We start from the raw sequence: 20,385 nt of genomic DNA, 5'->3' as shown, positions 1-20,385 counted from the left end.
GCTAGGCTGCGCAGAAAGTTTTGGCTGGACGGCTCACTCTTGCCGAGCGTCAGTGTCAGGATGGAAAATATATGCCAGTCAGTATCCATACCGCAGGCCGGCGCCCGGCACGACGGGCGCATAGCCATGGTTGCGCAGCGAGGCCTCGAGCCAGCGGTTGCCATACCAGCCGCGCGCCAGCAGATAACTGAGTTCCGCGCTCATCATCAGCAGCATCAGCGGCCCGATGCGCAACTGCGTGGCGTACTGGCTGCCGAACCACAGGCACAGCTCCATGGCCAGCATGGGCAGCAACAGCCACCAGCGGCGCTTGGCCACGGCCCACAGGGGACCGAAGAAAAACGCGGGCCAGGAAAAGCCGTCGCTCACGTACGCGTAGCGACCGCCAGCGTCGGCATACAGGGTGGCGCCCGGTTTCATGCGGTACTCTTCAGATGAGGGGCGATATCAATCCTCGGGGGCATGGCAGACGGCTTCGATATTGTGGCCGTCCGGGCCCAGCACGAAGGCGCCGTAGTAATTCGGGTGATAGATGGCGCGGATGCCGGGCGCGCCGTTATCCTTGCCGCCAGCGGCCAGCGCGGCCGCGTAAAAGGCGCGCACCTGGGCCCGGCTCTCCGCAGTAAAGGCGATATGCATGCCGGCATGCGGCGCGCCGCCCGCACCGAACCAGAAATCCGGCTTGCCGTCCTTGCCCAGGCCAACCCAGCCCTGCACTTCCAACACCACCGAAACACCCAGGGGCGCCAGGGCCGCTGAAAAGAAGGCCTTGCTGGCCGCCGTATCGCTGACGTTTAAACCGATGTGATCAATAATCATGGTGACCTGTCATGGATGTTAAAAAAACAGGATCGTAGTATGCGCCAGCGCCGCGCCCTTGCCAAGCCCCCGCTACAGGTCCGGCGCATAGCGGGCGGCCATCTGTTCCTGCGTTTCCACCGGGCCAGTGCCGCCCGTCTGCTCCTGGATCATCTGGCCCATCGTCGGCAGGACGCTGCGTTCGACCTGGGCCGCGCCATCCCACAGGCGCGAACGCATGAGGGCCTTGGCGCAATGCAAGTAGGCTTCCGCCACGCGCAGGCGCATGACCAGGCGCGGCGGGTTGCGCTCGCCGGCAAAGTGCGCCAGCAGCGCGGCATCGTCGCTGAGGCTGGCCTCGCCATTCACGCGCAAGGTTTCATCGACGCCGGGAATCAGGAACAGCAGCCCCGCCCTGCCCGACTCGGCGATGTTGCTGAAGCTGTCGAGCCGGTTATTGCCTTTGGCATCTGGCAGCAGCAGGGTATGGCGATCGAGCACCTGCACGAAACCGGGCGCGCCGCCGCGCGGCGAAGCGTCCAGCTGCCCCGTGGCCGCGCCCGTCGCCAGCACGACGAACGGCGACAGGCCGATGAACGCCACGCAATGCGGGTCGAGATGGTCGAGCTGCTTGCTCAGCGCCCGCCCCTGCGCGGGCGGATAATGCGCGCGCAGTTGCTCCACGGAATCGATACGCATGCGGCAGCGACTAGCGCAGGTTGCCCGTATGACCGAGCGAATAGCGGCCCGGCTGCGGCCACACGGTCAGGCCGTGCGGCTCCTGCCCCACTTTCACTTTCGCCACGTCGCCATTGCCCGTATCGATGCGGTAAACCACGTCATCGAAACGGCCCGACAGCCACAGATACTTGCCATCGGCGCTCACGTTACCCATGTCGGGACTGCCGCCGCCGGGAATCGGCCAGTTCGACACGACTTTTTCCGTGGCGAAATCGATCACGCTGACGCTGCCCTTGCCCTTCGGCTTGCCATGGATGCGGTGCGTGCCGCGGTTGGCCACGTATAATTTTTTACCGTCACGGCTGGGGTACAGGCCATGCGCGCCCACGCCCGTCTGGATGAAGCCGATTTCCTTCAGGGTGGCGCCATCGACGATGTGCACGCCGTCGGCGTCCATGTCGGCGATATAGAATTTCTTGCCGTCCGGCGAGATGCGTATGTCTTGCGGCATGCCCTTCTTGACGCTGCAGATCTCGTTCGCCGGGCCGCCCACGGGGCCGGATTCGGCAAAGCGCTTGGCCGGCATCTGCAATTTCAGGTAGCCGTCGACCTTGCGCCCCACCAGGTCGATCTTGGCGATGGTGCCGTCGAACTCGCAGGTGAACATGGCGTAGCGGCCGTCGTTCGAGAAGTCGGCATGGTTGATACCGCCGCACTGGGGCGTGTCGATCGAATACTGCACGGCCATGGTCTTTGGATCGCGGAAATCGAGGCGGTGGCGCGCCTCGGCCACGACGATGGCCGACTTGCCGTCCGGCGTGTAGTACATATTATACGGATCGTCCACGGGCACTTCCTTGCCCGGCTTGCCCGTCAGCGGGTCGATCGGCGTCAGACTGCCCTTGTCCGTGCGCTCGGCATTATTCGCCACCCACAGCGTGCGCAAGTCCCACGACGGCACGACGTGCTGCGGGCCGCTGCCGACCTTGAACTTGTCGACCACTTTCAGGGTCTCCTGGTCGATCACGTAGACATCGTTCGAGCGCAGGTTGGGCACGTAGACACGGCGCAAATGATCCTTGACGACGGGATTCATATTGCTGCTGGCAATGCTGCCATACACGTTTTTCGGGTCGACCAGCGGCGGCATGCCCGGCAGCGGCGAATACGCGGCGGCGGGGGCGACTGCCGCCGGGGCCGGCGTACTGGCGCCGGTGACCTGGCTGGCCACGCCCAGGCCTGCCAGTGCGGCAGCCAGGGCGGACAGGGTGACAATGGTGCGTCGTTGAGATTTTTTCATGTAAGTTCGCGTCTTTTCGTTGCAAAAGCCGGAAGTTCAGCACTTCCAGCGGAAGATTATTTATTGCGTTGCAGCAGTTGCCTGATGGCCGCCACCGAGGTGTCCACCTGCAGCTTGACGCCAATCTGGCCCAGCTCTGCCGTAGCACGCGTGGCATCGCCGCGCACGCCATCGGCCACGCCCGGCTTCGGCCCATGGGCCATGGCCTCGCTGCGCACGAGCGACGGATCCGTCGCCAGCATCAGCGCCGCATCCGCCAGGCCCGCATGCAAGCCGATCTCGGCACCGCTATGGCCGCGCTTTTGCAGCTCGGCAATGTAGGCCGTTTGCGTGATGTCATAGTAATCGAGCAAGGCGTAGGCGCGCGCCGCGTTGGCGCCGGCCGTCCTGCCCCAGGCACGGTTGAGCTTATTCGCCACGTTCTGCTCGTTCTTCTGGTAACCGCCGTGGTCGCCGAGGAAAATGATGTCGCGGAAACCATGCTGGCGCAGGCTGGCCGCCGCGCCTTCCAGCACGGCCTCGAAGGCGGCGGACGGAATCGACAGCGTGCCGGCATGGCGCATGTGGCCGGCCGGCGGGGAAATCGCTCCTTCCGGCACGTAGGAAACGACGGGCGCGACGATGGTATTGCCCAGCTTTTGCGCGATCTGGCGCGCCAGCAGGCCGGCGCGCACATTGTGCTTGCCCAGGGCGATGTAGGGACCGCTCTGCTCGACGCCGCCTATCGGTATCAGCACGGTGGTGGCGCCATGGTCGATGCGGCTGCGCAATTCCGTGCTGGTCAGCTCTTCCAGCATGACCTTGTCGCCGGCAGGCGCGGCCGCCATGGCCGGCGTCGCGGCCAGCAAGCACGAAAACGTCAGGGCGAACAGGGAAACGAGGGGCTTGCGTGAAATGCGGAGCGTGGATGGCGCGCGGGGCGCAAGGGACACATTCGGCAAAGGGAACTGCAGAGTCATAAGCCAACATCTTTCCAGGATCAAAGCGTGACGCCGTGCCCGGCCTTGCCAGGCAAGCTGGCTGCCACGCAAGAATTGTATTCCATCATGACGGGAACGGCACGTTAATTTGACGCGCTGCTTTGCAAGGAATTGACGAAGAGCAGCTAACTATGACGTGCCGCTCCCCGTCCACAGGGAAAAAACCGCGCCTGAAAATGTGGCTATGCAGCGGTGCACAGCCATGCAAGATCAGGCGTCATGACTGGGCGTCGCGTTTCTCGGCGTAGGCTTTCAGCGAGCGCATGGTCTTGGGAAGTCCTTCCCTAACCTGCCTGGCAACCCCTGGCCCGAACAGAAAGGCAAGGGCTCCAGTGAACCACACGCGGTGAGCGACGAGCGATCCGCCATCCACCGTGGCCACCGTGTGCTCGAAGTGTATGCGGAACAGGGGGATGTAGCCTTCGACAGTGAACGAACGGCCTGCGGAGCGCTCCGTGACCACCATCGGAATGCCCATCCCCTTGCTGGGAACGATGCGGCCACGCGTGCCGACGGCAAATGGCCCATTGAGCCGCGCTTGCTTTGTATCCGGATCCCACAGGTGCCATCGGTCGACCTCGCTCCAAACCTGATCGATGACCGTGGATGGCACGGCAATGTGGATGCTTTCTTCAATATGCGTCAATTGGGGAATCTCCCTATCATTTTAATCAACGTTACGGGCCGCCGGGCCGGCGCCGCGCAAGGCCTGGCTGCCTGGCTCCGGCTGCAGGGCTTGCATGCCGGCAGGCGATCCCTGACAATTATCAGTCCAACGATGGCATACCTGGCAATGCCGCTGCTTTTCCTTGCTCCGGCAGAAAATACGTGCCGCGATTACAGGATACACTGTTATTTTCTTGCCAGATCAATACAATTGCATTGTGCTGCCACGCTGACCCTTATCGCAGACAAGGCTGCATCAAGACTGCAGCCGGCCCCTGTCGGTCCGCCCGCGTTTCCGGTATCATTCGGCATGAATAATATTCCTTTCCAACCATTTATCATTGGTGTCGCTGGCGGAAGCGGCAGTGGCAAATCTACAGTCTCCCAGCAGGTACTCGCGTCGTTTGGCGCCGACATGGTCTCGGTCGTGATGCAGGACGACTACTATTGCGACCAGACCCATCTCAGCCCGGAAGTTCGCCGCCAGCAGAATTACGATCATCCGCAGGCCTTCGAGTGGCCATTGCTGGTGCAGCACATCCAGGCCTTGCGCAACGGCGAAGCGATCGAGATGCCGGAGTACGACTTCACGCTGCACAACCGCTCCAGCAGGACCATTCCCGTCAAGCCCGCCCCCGTAATCGTGATCGAAGGCCTGTTTGCCTTGTATGACGAGGACTTGCGCGACATGATGTCGCTGAAGATCTTTGTCGACACCGCCTCCGACGTCCGCTTCATCCGCCGCATGCAAAGGGACATTACCGAACGCGGCCGCTCGGTGGAAAGCGTCATCGAGCAATATCTGGAAACAGTCCGCCCGATGCACAAGCAATTCATCGAGCCAACCAAGCGCAATGCCGATGTCATCTTGCCGCATGGCGCCAATGGCCCTGCGGTCGACATGATTACCGCCAAGGTGGCCAGCGTTATCGGCCAGTTGAAGCGCTCCTGACCTCATTCAACAGATGCCTGCCGCATGCCCGGCTGCCCGCTATCCGGCGCCGGACTTGGGCATTTGCCTGAAGACTCACTGAAGGCAACGCGGGCAACGCGCCCACATTTGACAGCACCACGGCAAAAGAAAAACCCCGGCATGCCGGGGTTTTTGCCATGTTTAAGCCCGGGCGCTGCGGCCGGGCAACGCCAGCCGCCGGCTGGCGGCCGCCGCCGGGGCCGGCAAGCCGCCCGCCACTTTCAATGATTTCACTTGAGCATCGCCGCGCAGGCGGAACACGGCCACCACGTCGACCAGTTCGACGGCGCGCTCTTGCAGCGAAGATGCGGCCGCGGCCGCCTCCTCCACCAGGGCCGCGTTTTGCTGGGTAACTTGATCCATCTGGGAAATGGCCTGGTTCACCTGCTCGATGCCGGCGCTCTGCTCATGGCTGGCATTGGCGATGTCGCCCATGATGTCCGTCACGCGGCGGATGCTGGCGACGATTTCTTCCATCGTGGCGCCGGCCTGGTCGACCAGCACGCTGCCCGTATTGACTTTCTCGACCGAATCCTCGATCAAGCCCTTGATTTCCTTGGCCGCCGCCGCCGAACGCTGGGCCAGATTGCGCACCTCGGTAGCCACCACGGCGAAGCCACGGCCCTGCTCCCCCGCACGGGCCGCTTCCACTGCCGCATTCAACGCCAAAATATTGGTTTGGAAGGCAATGCCGTCGATCACGCCGATAATGTCGGCGATCTTCTTCGCCGATTCGTTGATCGAGCCCATCGTGCCCACCACTTGCGCCACCACGGCGCCACCCTTGCGCGCCACGTCCGAGGCGGACACGGCCAGCGAGTTGGCCTGGCGCGCATTGTCCGTATTCTGGCGCACGGCCGACGTCAGCTCTTCCAGGCTCGATGCCGTTTCTTCCAGGGACGATGCCTGCTGCTCGGTGCGCACGGACAAGTCCGCGTTGCCGGCGGAAATCTGCGCGGCCGCCACGCTGACCGTATCGGCCGAGGTGCGCACGGTGGCGATCACGCCGACGATGCGCTCGAGGAATTTATTGAACGCGGTGGCCGTGCGGCCCACCTCATCCATGCGCTCGACGGGCATGGCGGCGGACAGGTCCAGCGAGGCGCTGACGCGCTCCAGGGTATGTTCGATATTGCCCAGGCCGCCGCTGATGGTGCGGTAGATATGCCAGGCCAGCGCGCCGGTCAGCAGCACGGCCACGCCCAGCACGGCCAGCATGGTGTTGAAGGCCGTGTCGTAGGCGGCCAGGCTTTCGGCCTTCACGTCGTCGACCAGCTTGTTGTTGTAGGCGATATGGTCATCCATGCTTTTCTTGGCGACGGCAGCCGTGATGGCCAGTGGCGTGCCGGCGAGCAAGGTGGCGCGCACGCCATCCATGTCGCCCGCGTAGGCGGCGGCAAAGAATGGCGCCAGCGCGCGGCGGTACGCTTCCATGGCGGCCTGGTCGGCGTCGAGCATCTTGCTGTCCGTCGCGTCGTACAGGCGCTCGGCGCGGTAAGTGGCGATGACCTTGTCGAAATTGCTGTTGGCGTCGGCCACGGCCTTGTCCAGCGCCGTCTTGTCGGCCAGGTTCGAAAATACGGACAGGCGGTAGCCGGCCAGGCGCGAATCGGCCAGGAACCCCTTGGCGGCATTCAAGCCCTGGATGCTGGGAATGATGCGGTTTTGCACGGTATCGAAACGTTCCTGGGCGCGCTGCAGCTGCATGGCGCCGCCGGCGCCCAGCACCAGCAGGGCCAGCAAGGCGATGGCGAGGGTCAGGATTAATTGCTTGGTAATATTCATAATGGCTTCACAGTAAAAAGGCAACCTGGCGGCGCCAGGCGGGACAGGAAAGCTGCCGATCAGGTGGCCGGGAAAAATCGGGTGGAACCGGTCTTACGCCGCCAGCGGCGCGGCGTCTGGCGTACGGCGCAGCAAGTCGCCATGCTGGCGGCAAAACGCCAGGCCCGCCTTGTGGCCCACGTCGAACAGCAATTGCATGTTCGAACTGGACCAGTCCAGCGTGTCGGGCCAGTGCTGCTCGGGTATGCCGTCCATCAAATCGAGTTTCAGCAGGCGCCGCTTGGGCTGGCCCGTGCGCGCATCCGTGTTGTGCTCGAGTTCGAACAAGCGCAGTTCGCTCTTGGAAATCTTCACCAGCGGCGTGATAATGGAGCGCACCCAGGCGTCGTACAGGTTGCGGGGCTTGCGCAGCAGGCGCTCGTCGCCGAGGATGTCGAGGATCACCAGGGTGTCGGCGTCAGCATGTTCGCCCTTGCCTTCGATAAACGGGTCGAAATTGAGCGTATCGAGGGCCGCGCCCTCGATGTAGTCGTCGCCCGCGATGGTCGTCGGCGCATACAGGAAGGGAAACGACAGCGCCGCGCGCACGTGGATAGGCTCGATCTCGTGCTTGCCCCAGATTTGCATGCGGTGCGCGCTGAGGTTGTAGGCATTGATGTAGAAATCGGGGCGCATCTGGGCCACGCCCGAGAAATCCACGGCTTTTTCCAGGAACGGCAGGTGCGCGCACAGGCCCAGGCTCTTCGCCGACAGGTCGGACGGCGACAGCGACGACACCATCAGCTTGCCCCAGTCCGACCACGCGGTCGGCACGCCCGCAAACGTTTGCTTGAACGCCTGAAAAAATGGATTGTTGGCCGGCGCCTGAAAGGCGTCACGGAAAGTGCTCGCGTGCATGCCCGGCTTCTGGAACACCTTGTAGTTGATCGGGATCATCTTGTAGATGCTGTCGGCCACGCCCGTGTCGGCCCAGCTCTGCAGCGCCTGGCGCGGCGTCGCGTCGTGCGGCGTCGTGTAGAGCAAGCCCATCAACACACCGGCGCCGGAGGCGGAGATGACGTCGAATTCGATGCCTTCGTCGAGAAACGCGGCCAGCGCGCCCGCGATCAGGGTTGAATTTGGTGCGCCGCCACCGAGCAGCAAGCCCGTCTTGCGGGCCGGTTTTTGCGTGGCGGCTGGCGCCGGATTTGGCGGCGTCGTCGTTACTGTCTTCATGCACACTCCCTGAGCGGAACAGGGCTCGCGCCCCTAATTGTTGGTTACTACACGCTTATTACGCCTATTCATGTCCATGTTCCCGCAACCATCGAACACATGCAATGTTGCAGAAACAGATATGAAATTAACATAAATAAATTCCACATGGCAATTTAGATAACGCATAACCGGTATTCAGGAAGGGCATAAGCTGATGCCGCGCGGCATAGCGTGGTGCGTCGCAGCAAATAAAAATTCTGCAACGTTAGGAAAAATCTCTTTTGAGTAGGAATATTCCTCAACCGGCCGCCACGGCGGCTGCCGAGCCCGTCAGCGTACGGGAGGGGGTGCGGAAAAATGCAGGTGGGTACACAGATGGTCAACAAACACGCGGATTTTCGGCGACAGGTGGCGGCTCGATGGCCACAGCACCCAGAACTTGCTGGAGTGCAGCAGGTACTCCGATAGCACGGCTTGCAGCTCGCCCCGCGCGACGGCGTCGCGCACGATGAAATCCGGCAGGTAGGCCAGGCCCACGCCCTGCGTGGCGGCGCCGATCAGCGCTTCGATATTATTGCAGGTCAAGGCGGTCGGCAGGCGCAGTTCGCCGCCGCTGTCGCCGTCGGCGCGCTGCACGGCCCACTCCTGCAATTTGCCCGTGGTGGGAAATTTATAGCGCACGCAGGCATGGTCTTCCAGCGCGCGCGGCGTGGCCGGCACGCCGTGGCGGGCGAAATACGCGGGCGCGCCGACGATGGCGAAGGCGAAGGGCCCCAGTTCGCGCGCCATCAGCCGCGAATCGGTGAGCGTGCCGCTGCGCACGGCCACGTCGACGCCTTCGGCCACCACGTCGACCAGGCGGTCATTGAAGTCGAGGTCGAGTTCTATTTCCGGATACAGCCGCGTAAACTCGGCCAGCAGGGGCAGGATGATGCGGTAACCGATCACGGGCAGGCTGACCTTGAGCTTGCCGCGCGGGGCCTCGGCCAGGTGCGACAGTTCCGCTTCGGCATCACCGAGATCGGCCAGGATGCGCTGGCAGCGCTCATAGAACAGCGCGCCTTCGTTGCTCAGGCTGATGCGCCGCGTGCTGCGGTTGAGCAGTCGCACGCCCAGCTTTTCCTCGAGCCGCGCCACGCTCTTGCCCACGGCCGAGGCCGACACGCCGAGCAGCCTGCCCGCAGCCACGTAACTGCTGGTTTCGGCCGCGCGCACGAAGGCGGCAATGCCGTTCAGATTATCCATTCCGCCCCTATTCAGGATTTTTTGTCCGTTATGAGTGGATTTTCAGCCACTTTTTCATTGATTGCGTCCATATTATCATCAGATTCCCTCTTTCTGGAATCACTCCCATGGATACGAATCACCTTGCCGAAGCGGCTTCCCCGCGCCGGCGCGCTCTCGTGCTGGCCGCCGTCTGCCTGGCCGCGCTATGCATGCCGCTCAGTTTTACGGGACCGGCCATCGCCATTCCCGCCATCGCCGGCGAGCTGCACGCCAGCCCCCTGGCGCTGGCGTGGATCACGAATGCCTTCATGCTCAGCTTTGGCGGCTGCCTGATGGTGGCCGGCGCGCTGGCCGACCGCTACGGCCGCAAGCGCGTGTTTGTGCTGGGCATGAGCGTGTTTTCCGCCGCCGCGCTGGCGCTGGCGGCTGCGCCCGGCATCCTGCTGCTGGACCTGCTGCGTGCCGCGCAGGGGCTGGGCTGCGCCATGGCCTTGTCCAGCGGCCTGGCGGCGCTGGCGCAGGAATTCGACGGCCCGGCCCGCGCGCGCGCCTTCAGCCTGATCGGCACGGCCTTCGGCGTGGGCCTCGCCTTCGGCCCCTTCCTCGCGGGCGTGCTCATCGCCCGCACGGGCTGGCGCGCCATCTTCCTCGTGGCGGCGGGAGCGGGCATGATCGCCCTGCTGGCCGCCGCGCGCGCCATGCGCGAGTCGCGCGACCCGCAGGCGCAGGGCGTGGACTGGCCCGGCGCGCTGACGTTTACGGGCGCGCTGTCGCTGTTTACCTATGGCTTGCTGCAGGCGCCCGATAGCGGCTGGGGCAGCGCCGCCAGCCTGGGCTTGCTCGGCGGCGCGGCCGTGCTGCTGGCCGCCTTCATCCGCGTCGAGCGGCGCGCCGCGCGCCCCATGCTCGACCTGTCGCTGTTCCGCCTGCCCGCCTTTGCCGGCGTGCAATTGCTGGCCGCCGCGCCCGCTTTTTCCTTCGTCGTGCTGCTGGTGCTGCTGCCGGCCCGCTTCATCGGCATCGAAGGCTACAGCGCCTTTGACGCGGGACGCATGATGATCGCCCTGTCGGCGCCCATGCTGGTGCTGCCTGTCCTGGCCGGCATGGCGGCGCAGCGCATTGCCCCCGCGCACATTTGCGCCAGCGGCCTGCTGCTGGCGGCGGGCGGCCTGCTGTGGCTATCCGCCTGCGCGCCGGGCCAGGCGCCCGCCACCCTGCTGGGACCGCTGCTGCTGATCGGCTGCGGCATCAGCCTGCCCTGGGGCTTGATGGATGGCCTGGCCATCAGCGTCGTGCCCGTGGAACGGGCCGGCATGGCGGCCGGCATCTTCAATACGACGCGCGTGGCCGGCGAAGGCCTGGCGCTGGCCATCGTCAGCGCCCTGCTGGGCACGCTGACGGCGGCCGCGCTGGCCACTGTGCCCGGCATCGTCCCTCACCAGGCGGCATTGGCGGCGCCGTTCCTGGCGCTGGGCGAACTGCGCCATGCGGGCCAGTTGTTGCCGCAAGCGGGCGCCGCCGACCTGGCGCAGGCGTACGGCACCGCATTCCGCCACCTGCTGTATGTGCTGGCAAGCATTACGACAGCCTCGGCCCTGCTGATCCTGGCTTTCCTGCGCCATCCGGCCGATGCGGCGGCCAGCACGGCCGCCGCGCCCGCCTGCAAAGTGCCCAACTAGGCGCCGTCGCCCGGCACGACTCCCCTCCCGCAAGACCCGGCGGCGCCAACGCGCCGCCCCCCCCTCCCTGATGCTTCCCCGCAACACCAAGCAGGTTTCAAAGGCATGCCGAGGATTTCAAGGATAAAACGAGTTTACTTATAAAAGCGCTTTGAACTATACTCAAAGCGCTTTGAAACAGAATTAAAGCGCTTTGGTTGTGCGAATTACTGCGCACCGATCCTGCAGTCATAAACCTATAAAAACACTGGAGACACGATGAACAAATTTTTCTTGAAGGCTTTGCCCGCCGCAGTCGTCATGACCTTGAGCGCGTCGGCCGCGCAGGCCGCCCTGCCGATCGACTTCGGCGGCTACATCCGCTCGGGCTTCGGCACCAGCAGCGAAGGCGGCAAGGAAGCCTGTTTCGGCCTGGCCGGCGCCTCGTCCAAGTATCGCCTGGGCAATGAGTGCGAAACCTACGGCGAGCTGAAATTCGGCGGCGAAGCTTTCAAGGCGGCCAACGGCACCACCTTCCGCATCAATACCCTGGTGGCGTTTTCCGTCAACCAGAACCAGGACTGGGAACAAGCGGACCCGGCCTGGCGCGAAATGAACGTGGTGGCCGACAAGATCGGCACGGGCGCCTTCGCCGAGGCGCGCGCCTGGGTCGGCAAGCGCTATTACGACCGCCAGGACGTGCACATCACCGATTACTACTTCTGGAACAACAGCGGTCCGGGCGCCGGCCTGGAAAACATCGACCTGGGCATGGCCAAGCTGGCCTACGCCGTCGTGCGCACGGCCGATGACGGCGACAGCAAGCGCATGGGCCTGTCCCACGACCTGCGCTTCTCCGGCATCAAGGTCAACCCCGATGGCGAACTGACGCTGGGCGTGCAATACAACCAGAAACGCAACGCGGACGGCGCCGCGCCGATTGCCAGCGGCCATTTGCTGACCATCATGCATACGCAAGGCAATCTGCTGGGCGGCTACAACAAGGTGGCATTGCAGTTCGGCAAGGGCAGCGGCGCCAACACGGGCGGCTTCAGCCTGGGCGCCGGCAAGGATGACAAGGTCGTGCGCCTGACGGAACAGCTGATGATCCAGCCGAAAGGCGCCTGGTCGGGCATGGCGACGTTTGTCTATGAAGACAAGGAAACGGCGGGCGTCAGCAGCAAATGGACGTCGATCGGCGCGCGTCCCGTCTACCACTTCACGGACAACTACAGCCTGGCCGTGGAACTGGGCCACGACATCGTCAAGCCGGAAGGCGACAAGACGCGCAACCTGACCAAGCTGACCATCGCGCCGCAACTGTCGGCCGGCAACAGCTTCTGGTCGCGCCCCGTACTGCGCGCCTTCTACACCTACGCCAAATGGAACAAGGCGGCCCAGTCCGCGGCCGCGGCGGAAACGGCGCTGTCGTCGACGGGCGTGTTTGGCGGCAAGACCAATGGCAGCACGGTCGGCGTCCAGGTCGAAAGCTGGTGGTAAGAGCATCTGAAAAACGTCCATGGCGGCGTTGCAAGGGTTTGCCGTACTAGCGTACTGTCTGCCCCCTTGCGCCTGGCCCTGAACGTTTTGTCAGAAGCTCTTTGTTCAGAGGCATCAAGCACAGGCTGGCGCCTGCGGGCACCTGCCAGTGGCAGCAACACCGCCCGCTTTCAAAGGGGCAGGCAGTAACCGGATGCACCAGCGCGCCGCTGCACGCGATGGCCGGCAGCTTCAATGTAGTGATTCAGCAGTATCCTCTTTTAGCGCGGGCGCCCCTGGGTTTGCCCGCGTATTTTTTTGGGCGCCGCCGCCGGCTGTCACGACCCTGATCATTCCGGCATTTATCAGATAAACTACCCGTCATCGCACCGCACCGCCTCCGCCCACCGGCAGGATGCCGGCAGCGGCAAGACTCACCCAGGATAGACCCCGACTGCAGCATCCATGAACCTCAAAAATCTCGCCAAAACGCTAGGAATTTCCGAAACCACCGTCAGCCGCGCCTTGAATGGCTATCCGGAAGTGAGCGAACGCACGCGCGAACGGGTGCTGGCCGCCGCGCAGGCGGCCGGCTACCGCCCCAACCCCATGGCCCGCAGCCTGGCCGTGGGACGCACCAACATCGTCGGCATCATCTACCCGCTGATGCCGAACGACCTGGCCGACCCCATGTTCATCGAGATCGTGGGCGGCATGTCGGAAGCGCTGGAAGCGCAGCAGATGGACATGATGATCGCGCCGGCGTCGGCCAACAACGAATTCCACACCTATGAACGCATGGTCAAGGGGCGCCGCATCGACGGCCTGGTGGTCGGACGGACAAAACCGTTCGACGAGCGCATCGCCTACCTGGCGCAGCAGGGCATGCCCTTCGTCGCCCATGGCCGCACGCAGCTGAACCAGCCGCACGCCTGGTTCGACTACGACAATGAAGCCGGCATGCGCCTGGCCGTCGAGCGCCTGGCGTCGCTGGGCCACCAGCGCATCGGCCTGATCAGCGCCACGCCGGACCTGAACTTCGTGCGCCAGCGCGTCGACAGTTTCCAGGCAGCGATGCAGGCGGGCGGCCTGGCCGTCGATCCCGACAACCTGGTCGACAACGCGCACGACCGCCGCGCCGGCTACCAGGCCATGCAGCGCCTGCTGGCGCGCTCGCCCCGCCCTACCGCCGTCATCGTCGATAACCACATGTCGGGTGTGGGCGCCGTGCGCGCGCTGCTCGACGCGGGCATCGCCATCGGCCGCGACATGTCGCTGATCGTCTGGGGCGTGATGGAGGATTCGCTGGCCGGCCACAACGTCACCACCGTCGTCCAGCCCGACCCGCGCGGCGCCGGCGCGAAAATGATCCACATGCTGCTGGCCCTGATGGACGGCACGCCCGCCACCGAGCTGCAGGAACTGTGGCCGTGCGAACTGCTGCCGGGCGAGTCGGCCGGGCCCGTGCCGAACTAGGCGTTTTCCGCCCCTCCCCCACACCGCCGGCCGCCTGGCCGGCGGCGCCGCCATCGCTTCCTGAATTACCCCCATAAAAAAATCGCATGTCTGTATCGTGTATCGCTTTACTTTTCAAAGCGCTTTGGACTATACTCATTTCACACCCAAAGCGCTTTGAATTCTAAAATAAGACGATCACCGACCAACCAGCAGCGCGCGCCCTGATAGCTGACGCTACAGGCACTTTTAAGAAATCATTCATGCCTACCATCCAGAACAACCTCGCCCACCTGCCAGCCGACTGGTGGCGCAGCGCCGTCATCTACCAGGTCTATCCACGCAGCTTCCTCGACAGCAATGGCGACGGCATCGGCGACTTGCCTGGCATCACCTCGAAACTCGACTACATCGCCGCCCTGGGCGCCGACATTGTCTGGATCTCGCCCTTCTTCACGTCGCCGATGAAAGACTTCGGCTACGACGTGGCCGATTTCTGCGACGTCGATCCCATGTTTGGCACCCTGGCCGATTTCGACCGCCTGGTGGCGCGCGCCCATGAACTGGGCCTGAAAGTGATGATCGACCAGGTGCTGTCGCACTCGTCCGACAACCACCCGTGGTTCGTGGAAAGCCGCTCCAGCCGCGACAACCCGAAAGCCGACTGGTATGTGTGGGCCGACCAGAAACCCGATGGCACGGTGCCCAACAACTGGCTGTCCGTGTTTGGCGGCTCGGCCTGGCAATGGGAGCCGCGCCGCGGCCAGTACTATCTGCACGATTTCCTCGCCAGCCAGCCCGACCTGAACTTCCACAACCCGGCCGTGCAGCAGGCGCAGCTGGACAACCTGCGTTTCTGGCTGGAGCGCGGCGTCGACGGTTTCCGCTTCGACTCCTGCAACTTCCCCTATCACGACCAGCAGTTGCGCAATAATCCGCCCGCCGCGCAGCGCGACGCCAGCAGCGTATCGGCCATCAACCCGTACGGCATGCAGTCGCATGTGTACGACAAGACGCAGCCGGAAAACATCGCCTACCTGCAGCGCGTGCGCGCCATACTGGACGAATATCAAGCCATTTCCATCGGCGAAGTCGGCGACGACAATGCGCTGGCGACCATGGCCGCCTACACCACGGGCGGCGACAAGCTGCACATGGCCTACAGCTTCAACTTGCTGACGGCGGAGTTTTCGGCCGCGCATATCCGCACGCAGGTCGAAGAGTTCGAGGCGAAAGTGGCCGACGGCTGGGCATCCTGGTCCGTGGGCAACCACGACAGCGTGCGCGTCATGACGCGCTGGGGCGGCGAGCAGCCGTCGCCATCCTTGGCCAAGGTGGTGCTGGCCGTGCAGGCCGCGCTGAAAGGCACGCCGTGCCTGTACCAGGGCGACGAGCTGGCCCTGACGGAAGCGGACCTGCCCTTCGAAGCCCTGCAAGACCCGTACGGCATCCCATTCTGGCCCCAGTTCAAGGGCCGCGATGGCTGCCGCACGCCGATGCCATGGGTAGCCGATGCGCCGCACGGCGGCTTCAGCGAAGCGAAACCCTGGCTGCCCGTGCCGCCCGAGCACCTGCAGCGCGCCGTCGACGTGGAAGAACGCGACGCCGCCTCGCCGCTGCGTTTCGCGCAAGCCATCCTCGCCTGGCGCCGCACGCAGCCGCAATTGCTGCGCGGCGAGATCGCCTTCTTCGACGCGCCGGAACCCGTGCTGGCTTTCCGCCGCGACCTGGCAGGTCACCCATCCGTGCTGGCCGCCTTCAACCTGGGCACGGACGCCGTCACGTTCACCTGGCCAGATGCCGCGCAAGCGGCCGGCCTGGCGGGCCACGGCTTGCCAGGCAACAAACAAGGCAGCGAGATCACCCTGCCCGCGCATGGCGGCTGGTTCGGCACGCTGGCGTAAATCGCAGGCTTTGGCGGCCATGCCGCCAATTACAATAACGAGCCCCGCGCATCAGCGGGGACGAACAACAGAGTATCAGTGCTTGGCAAGATCGTCGCGGGCGGATGAAAGTTGTGGCTGAGAAGCGCAGCTGTGCGAATGCACAGCGAGCATCGCCAGCCGCAGATGTCGACGCGCAATAGATTGGGCCAGGCACATTCAGTGAGAATGAGGACGACATGGCTGGACTGAAATTGGCAGGACTGAAGAAAGCGTATGGCGACGTGCAAACCCTGCACGGCATCGACCTGGAGATCGCCGACGGCGAATTCATGGTCTTCGTGGGCCCATCGGGTTGCGGCAAGTCCACCTTGCTGCGCAGTATCTGTGGCCTCGAGGAAATCAGCGGCGGCGATTTATTCATCGGCAAGACCCGCATGAACGACGTCCCCCCTGCCAAGCGCGGCATCGCCATGGTATTCCAGAGCTATGCGCTGTACCCGCACATGAGCGTGGCGCAAAACATGGCCTTCGGCCTGAAGCTGGCCGGCATGAACAAGGTGCAGATCGCCGACGCCGTGCAGCGCGCCGCGCAGATCCTGCGCATCGAGCCTTTGCTGGAACGCAAGCCCAAGGATTTGTCGGGCGGCCAGCGCCAGCGCGTGGCCATCGGCCGCGCCATCGTGCGCAAGCCCGACGTCTTCCTGTTCGACGAACCGCTGTCCAACCTCGACGCCTCGCTGCGCGTGCAGATGCGCATCGAACTGGCGAACCTGCACCGCGAATTGCGCTCGACCATGATCTACGTCACGCATGACCAGGTCGAGGCGATGACCCTGGCCGACCGCATCGTCGTGCTCAACGCGGGCCGTATCGAACAGGTGGGCGCACCGCTCGAGCTGTACCACCACCCCGCCAACCTGTTCGTGGCCGGCTTCCTCGGTTCGCCGCGCATGAATTTCCTCAAAGGCAAGATCCACAGCTATGCGGACGGCGTGGCCATGATCGCCACGACGGCCGGCGGCATGCTGCAGGCGGCGCTCAGGCAGCCATTGGCCAGCGGCACGCCCGTCACCATCGGCGCGCGGCCCGAACACGTGCAGGCGTGCGCGCCCGGCGCCGCGTCCGCCATCACGGCCAGCGTGCAGGCGGTGGAAAAACTGGGTGACATCAGCTACCTGTATGTGCAGGTGCCTGGCGGCGACGAGCCGCTGGTGGTGCGCGCCGACGCGGAAACGGACTGGGCCATCGGCCAGCAGGTGGCGCTGCAAGTGGCCCCGGCCCGCGTCCACGTGTTCGACGAGCACGGCCAGACCCGTACCTGACGCCTTGAATTTTGCGGGCCAGGCGCTACAGGCGCCGCCTGGCCTGGTTACATGGGTTCAGCCTTGATACACACCTCATAAAAATACAACTGGAGATCGACATGTCCATCACACACCCGAAACGCAGCTTTATCAAAACCACCCTGATCGCCGCCGCCCTGGCCGGCATCGGCAACCTGGCCACCGTCGGCATGGCCAATGCGGCCGAAGCGGGCACCCTCCTGATCTGGATCAATGGCGACAAGGGCTACAAGGGCCTGGCCAAGGTTGGCGAGGAATTCACCAAGAAGACGGGCGTCAAGGTCGTCGTCGAGCACCCGGAAGATGCGCCGAACAAATTCCAGCAGGCGGCCGCCGCCGGCAAGGGTCCGGACATCTGGATCTGGCCGCATGACCGCATCGGCACCTGGATCGACGCCGGCCTGCTGCAGCCATTGACGCCAAGCAAGGAAGCGCGCGCCGCCATCCTGCCGCTGGCGTGGAACGCGTTTACGGTCGGCGGCAAGACCTGGGGCTACCCGATGTCGATCGAGGCCGTCGCCCTCGTCTACAACAAGGACCTGGTGCCGAATCCGCCGAAAACCTTCGAGGAAATCGCCGCGCTGGACAAGAAACTGACGGGTCAGGGCAAGAAAGCCATCCTGTGGGACTACACCAACACCTATTTCACGTGGCCGCTGCTGGGCGCGGGCGGCGGCTTCCCGTTTGAAGTCAAGGGCGACGGCCGCTACGATGCGGCCAAGACGGGCGTCAACAACGCCGGTTCGCAGGCGGGCGTGAATGCGCTGATGGCCCTGATCAACAGCGGCGCCATGCCGAAGGGCGCCGGCTACGCCGAGATGGAAGCCGGCTTCAACCAGGGCAAGATCGCCATGATGATCAACGGTCCATGGTCGTGGGACAATGCGCGCAAGTCGAAGATCAACTTCGGCGTGGCAACGATTCCTACCGTGGCAGGCAAGACGGCCACGCCGTTCGTCGGCGTGCTGGGCGCGATGATTTCGAAAGCCAGCCCGAACAAGGACCTGGCGACGGAATTCCTGGAAAACCAGATGCTGCAGATCAATGGCCTGAAAACCATCAATGCCGACGTCCCGCTGGGCACGCCAGCGAACAAGGTGCTGTTCGCGGAGTTGAAATCGAACCCGAACATCCAGGCCACGATGGAAAGCGCGCAGGCGGGCCGCCCGATGCCGAACAACCCGGAAATGGGCCGCTTCTGGTCATCGATGCAATCGGCGCTGGAAAACATCACGCAGGGCCGCCAGAGCACCAAGGAAGGCCTGGACGCGGCGGCGAAGCGGATCACGACCGCCAATTAAGCAGGTCAAGGCGTAGGTCGGATTAGGCCCGAAGGGCCGTAATCCGACACCAGCAGCCAACAATGTTGTCGGATTACGCAGCATAGCCGCCAATCCGACCTACGCCATCTCGTATCACTCCATCTTCACAGGTATCCCATCGTGCGCAAGTTTATCGGCCCTACGGTATTGACCATCAGCATGGCGCTGGGTCTGTATCTGCTCTTCATGTTGTACATCTCCGGCCAGACCATGCTGGCCGCCGTCTTCCTCGGCTTGCTGACCCTGACGACGTTCGTCTTCACGTCGCCGCGCGCCTACGCCTACCGCTACCTGTTTCCCGGCATCACGGCGGTGATCGTCTTCGTGCTGCTGCCGCTCGTGTACACGGTGTCGATCGGCTTTACCAATTTCAGCTCGCGCAACCTGCTTACCTATGAACGGGCCACGCAATACCTGCTCGACGAGACGCAGCGCGTGGAAAGCACCGGCTATGCGCTGACCGTGCATCGCGAAGACAAGGAATACCGGCTGCGCCTGGAAAGCCCGGACACGGGCGAAGTGCTCTTGACACCGCCGCTGGCCCTGAAGAGCGCCGTGCCCCTGAAAGTGGAAGTGGCGCCGCTCGATCCCGTGCAGGCGCCCGTGCTGGCTGCGCCGCTGCCCATCAAGGACATCATCGCCCTGCAAAAGGACTTGAAGCTGCTGACCCTGGTCATGCCGAACAGGATAGAGCTGCGCATGGTGGGCTTGCGCGAATTCGGCCCCGTCGCGCACGTCTACAAGCAATTGCCGGACAAGACCCTGAAGAAGATCGCCACGGGCGAACTGGTCAAGCCGAACTTCAAGACAGGGTTCTACGAAATGCCGGACGGCACGAAACTGGAGCCGGGTTTCAAGGTCAACGTCGGTTTCGCCAATTTCGTGAAAATCTTCTCCGATGAAGCCTTCCGCGGTCCCTTCCTGCGCATTTTCGTCTGGACCATCGTCTTCGCCCTGATCAGCGTGGCCACCACGACGGGTCTGGGCATGGTCTTGGCCGTCCTGCTGAACTGGGATGCGCTGCGCTTCCGCGGCCTGTACCGCACCCTGCTGTTCCTGCCGTACGCCGTGCCCGGCTTCATTTCCATCCTCGTCTTCAAGGGCTTGTTCAACAACAACTTTGGCGAAATCAACCTCGTGCTCGACGCCCTGTTCGGCATCAAGCCCGCCTGGTTCTCGGACACCACGCTGGCCAAGGCGATGATCCTGATCGTCAATACCTGGCTCGGCTACCCCTACATGATGGTGGTGTGCATGGGCCTGATCAAGGCGATTCCGTCGGACCTGTACGAAGCCTCGGCCCTGGCCGGCGCGGGACCGCTGACGAATTTCTTCAAGATCACCCTGCCGCTGATCATCAAGCCGCTGACGCCGCTGATGGTGGCCAGCCTGGGCTTCAATTTCAACAACTTCGTGCTGATCAGCTTGCTGACGGGCGGACGTCCCGATTTCCTCGACACGACCCTGCCGGCCGGCACGACGGACTTGCTGGTGTCGTATACCTACCGCATCGCGTTCGAGGATTCGGGCCAGAACTTCGGCCTGGCCGCCGCCATCTCGACCCTGATCTTCTTCCTCGTGGCCGCGATTTCGCTGGTCAACATGCGCCTGACGCGCATGAACAAAGCATAAAGG

17 protein-coding genes are annotated in these 20,385 nt (G+C 63.8%); 8 read left to right on the top strand and 9 right to left on the bottom strand.

Annotated features, from left to right (window positions below):
- Positions 1-78: 78 nt before the first annotated feature.
- From AC1RDJ_RS22210 to AC1RDJ_RS22185, 6 genes are all read right to left on the bottom strand, one after another.
- Positions 79-420, bottom strand: a complete 342-nt coding sequence (locus AC1RDJ_RS22210) for a DUF2628 domain-containing protein (protein WP_071324302.1) — start codon at positions 418-420, stop codon at positions 79-81.
- Positions 421-447: 27 nt separating this feature from the next.
- A complete protein-coding gene (locus AC1RDJ_RS22205) occupies positions 448-819 on the bottom strand; it encodes a VOC family protein (protein WP_493028723.1) in 372 nt (123 codons plus the stop codon).
- Positions 820-891: 72 nt separating this feature from the next.
- The gene (locus tag AC1RDJ_RS22200; protein WP_071324303.1) at positions 892-1,497 is read right to left on the bottom strand and encodes a pyridoxamine 5'-phosphate oxidase family protein; all 606 of its coding nucleotides are present in this window, start codon (positions 1,495-1,497) and stop codon (positions 892-894) included.
- Between the two features lie 10 nt (positions 1,498-1,507).
- Positions 1,508-2,779 carry a YncE family protein gene (locus AC1RDJ_RS22195; RefSeq protein ID WP_071324304.1) on the bottom strand — a complete coding sequence of 424 codons (1,272 nt, stop codon included), beginning with the start codon at positions 2,777-2,779 and terminating at the stop codon, positions 1,508-1,510.
- Positions 2,780-2,835: 56 nt separating this feature from the next.
- Positions 2,836-3,738 carry a creatininase family protein gene (locus tag AC1RDJ_RS22190; RefSeq protein ID WP_493028722.1) on the bottom strand — a complete coding sequence of 301 codons (903 nt, stop codon included), beginning with the start codon at positions 3,736-3,738 and terminating at the stop codon, positions 2,836-2,838.
- Positions 3,739-3,976: 238 nt separating this feature from the next.
- Positions 3,977-4,405 carry an SRPBCC family protein gene (locus AC1RDJ_RS22185; RefSeq protein ID WP_071324305.1) on the bottom strand — a complete coding sequence of 143 codons (429 nt, stop codon included), beginning with the start codon at positions 4,403-4,405 and terminating at the stop codon, positions 3,977-3,979.
- On the opposite strand from AC1RDJ_RS22185, the gene udk reads away from it, so the two are divergent.
- Positions 4,379-5,377, top strand: a complete 999-nt coding sequence (gene udk / locus AC1RDJ_RS22180) for a uridine kinase (protein ID WP_493028721.1) — start codon at positions 4,379-4,381, stop codon at positions 5,375-5,377. The two genes, AC1RDJ_RS22185 and udk, sit on opposite strands and share 27 nt — an antisense overlap.
- Before the next feature lie 162 nt (positions 5,378-5,539).
- Here udk and AC1RDJ_RS22175 read toward each other — a convergent pair whose 3' ends face one another.
- The 3 genes from AC1RDJ_RS22175 to AC1RDJ_RS22165 form a co-directional block, all read right to left on the bottom strand.
- The gene (locus tag AC1RDJ_RS22175; RefSeq protein WP_493028720.1) at positions 5,540-7,183 is read right to left on the bottom strand and encodes a methyl-accepting chemotaxis protein; all 1,644 of its coding nucleotides are present in this window, start codon (positions 7,181-7,183) and stop codon (positions 5,540-5,542) included.
- 93 nt (positions 7,184-7,276) lie between these two features.
- Positions 7,277-8,398 carry a patatin-like phospholipase family protein gene (locus tag AC1RDJ_RS22170; protein ID WP_071324308.1) on the bottom strand — a complete coding sequence of 374 codons (1,122 nt, stop codon included), beginning with the start codon at positions 8,396-8,398 and terminating at the stop codon, positions 7,277-7,279.
- A gap of 312 nt (positions 8,399-8,710) precedes the next feature.
- Positions 8,711-9,625: a LysR family transcriptional regulator gene (locus tag AC1RDJ_RS22165; RefSeq protein ID WP_289888905.1), complete on the bottom strand. Its 915-nt coding sequence runs from the start codon at positions 9,623-9,625 to the stop codon at positions 8,711-8,713.
- Between the two features lie 107 nt (positions 9,626-9,732).
- Between AC1RDJ_RS22165 and AC1RDJ_RS22160 the strand changes: the two genes are divergently transcribed.
- The 7 genes from AC1RDJ_RS22160 to malF all read left to right on the top strand — a co-directional run bounded on the left by AC1RDJ_RS22160 (position 9,733) and on the right by malF (position 20,382).
- A complete protein-coding gene (locus AC1RDJ_RS22160; protein WP_493028719.1) occupies positions 9,733-11,286 on the top strand; it encodes an MFS transporter in 1,554 nt (517 codons plus the stop codon).
- 258 nt (positions 11,287-11,544) lie between these two features.
- Positions 11,545-12,765, top strand: a complete 1,221-nt coding sequence (locus AC1RDJ_RS22155; protein ID WP_493028718.1) for a maltoporin — start codon at positions 11,545-11,547, stop codon at positions 12,763-12,765.
- Positions 12,766-13,209: 444 nt separating this feature from the next.
- Positions 13,210-14,220, top strand: coding sequence for a substrate-binding domain-containing protein (locus AC1RDJ_RS22150; RefSeq protein ID WP_071324312.1), 1,011 nt, complete (start codon positions 13,210-13,212; stop codon positions 14,218-14,220).
- 242 nt (positions 14,221-14,462) lie between these two features.
- Entirely contained in the window at positions 14,463-16,103 is a 1,641-nt protein-coding gene (locus tag AC1RDJ_RS22145) for an alpha-amylase family glycosyl hydrolase (RefSeq protein WP_493028717.1), read from the top strand.
- Between the two features lie 218 nt (positions 16,104-16,321).
- Positions 16,322-17,407, top strand: a complete 1,086-nt coding sequence (locus AC1RDJ_RS22140; protein WP_071324314.1) for an ABC transporter ATP-binding protein — start codon at positions 16,322-16,324, stop codon at positions 17,405-17,407.
- Between the two features lie 101 nt (positions 17,408-17,508).
- Positions 17,509-18,729 (top strand): maltose/maltodextrin ABC transporter substrate-binding protein MalE, encoded by a 1,221-nt coding sequence (gene malE, locus AC1RDJ_RS22135; protein ID WP_493028716.1) that lies wholly within the window; start codon positions 17,509-17,511, stop codon positions 18,727-18,729.
- Between the two features lie 141 nt (positions 18,730-18,870).
- On the top strand, positions 18,871-20,382 hold the full coding sequence (gene malF, locus AC1RDJ_RS22130; protein WP_083411899.1) for a maltose ABC transporter permease MalF: 1,512 nt from the start codon (positions 18,871-18,873) through the stop codon (positions 20,380-20,382).
- Positions 20,383-20,385: the final 3 nt, after the last annotated feature.

It is taken from the genome of Janthinobacterium sp. GW822-FHT07H10, assembly GCF_058798675.1.
Note: the sequence above shows the minus strand (reverse complement) of the source record. Positions and strands in the feature narration are given on the sequence as shown.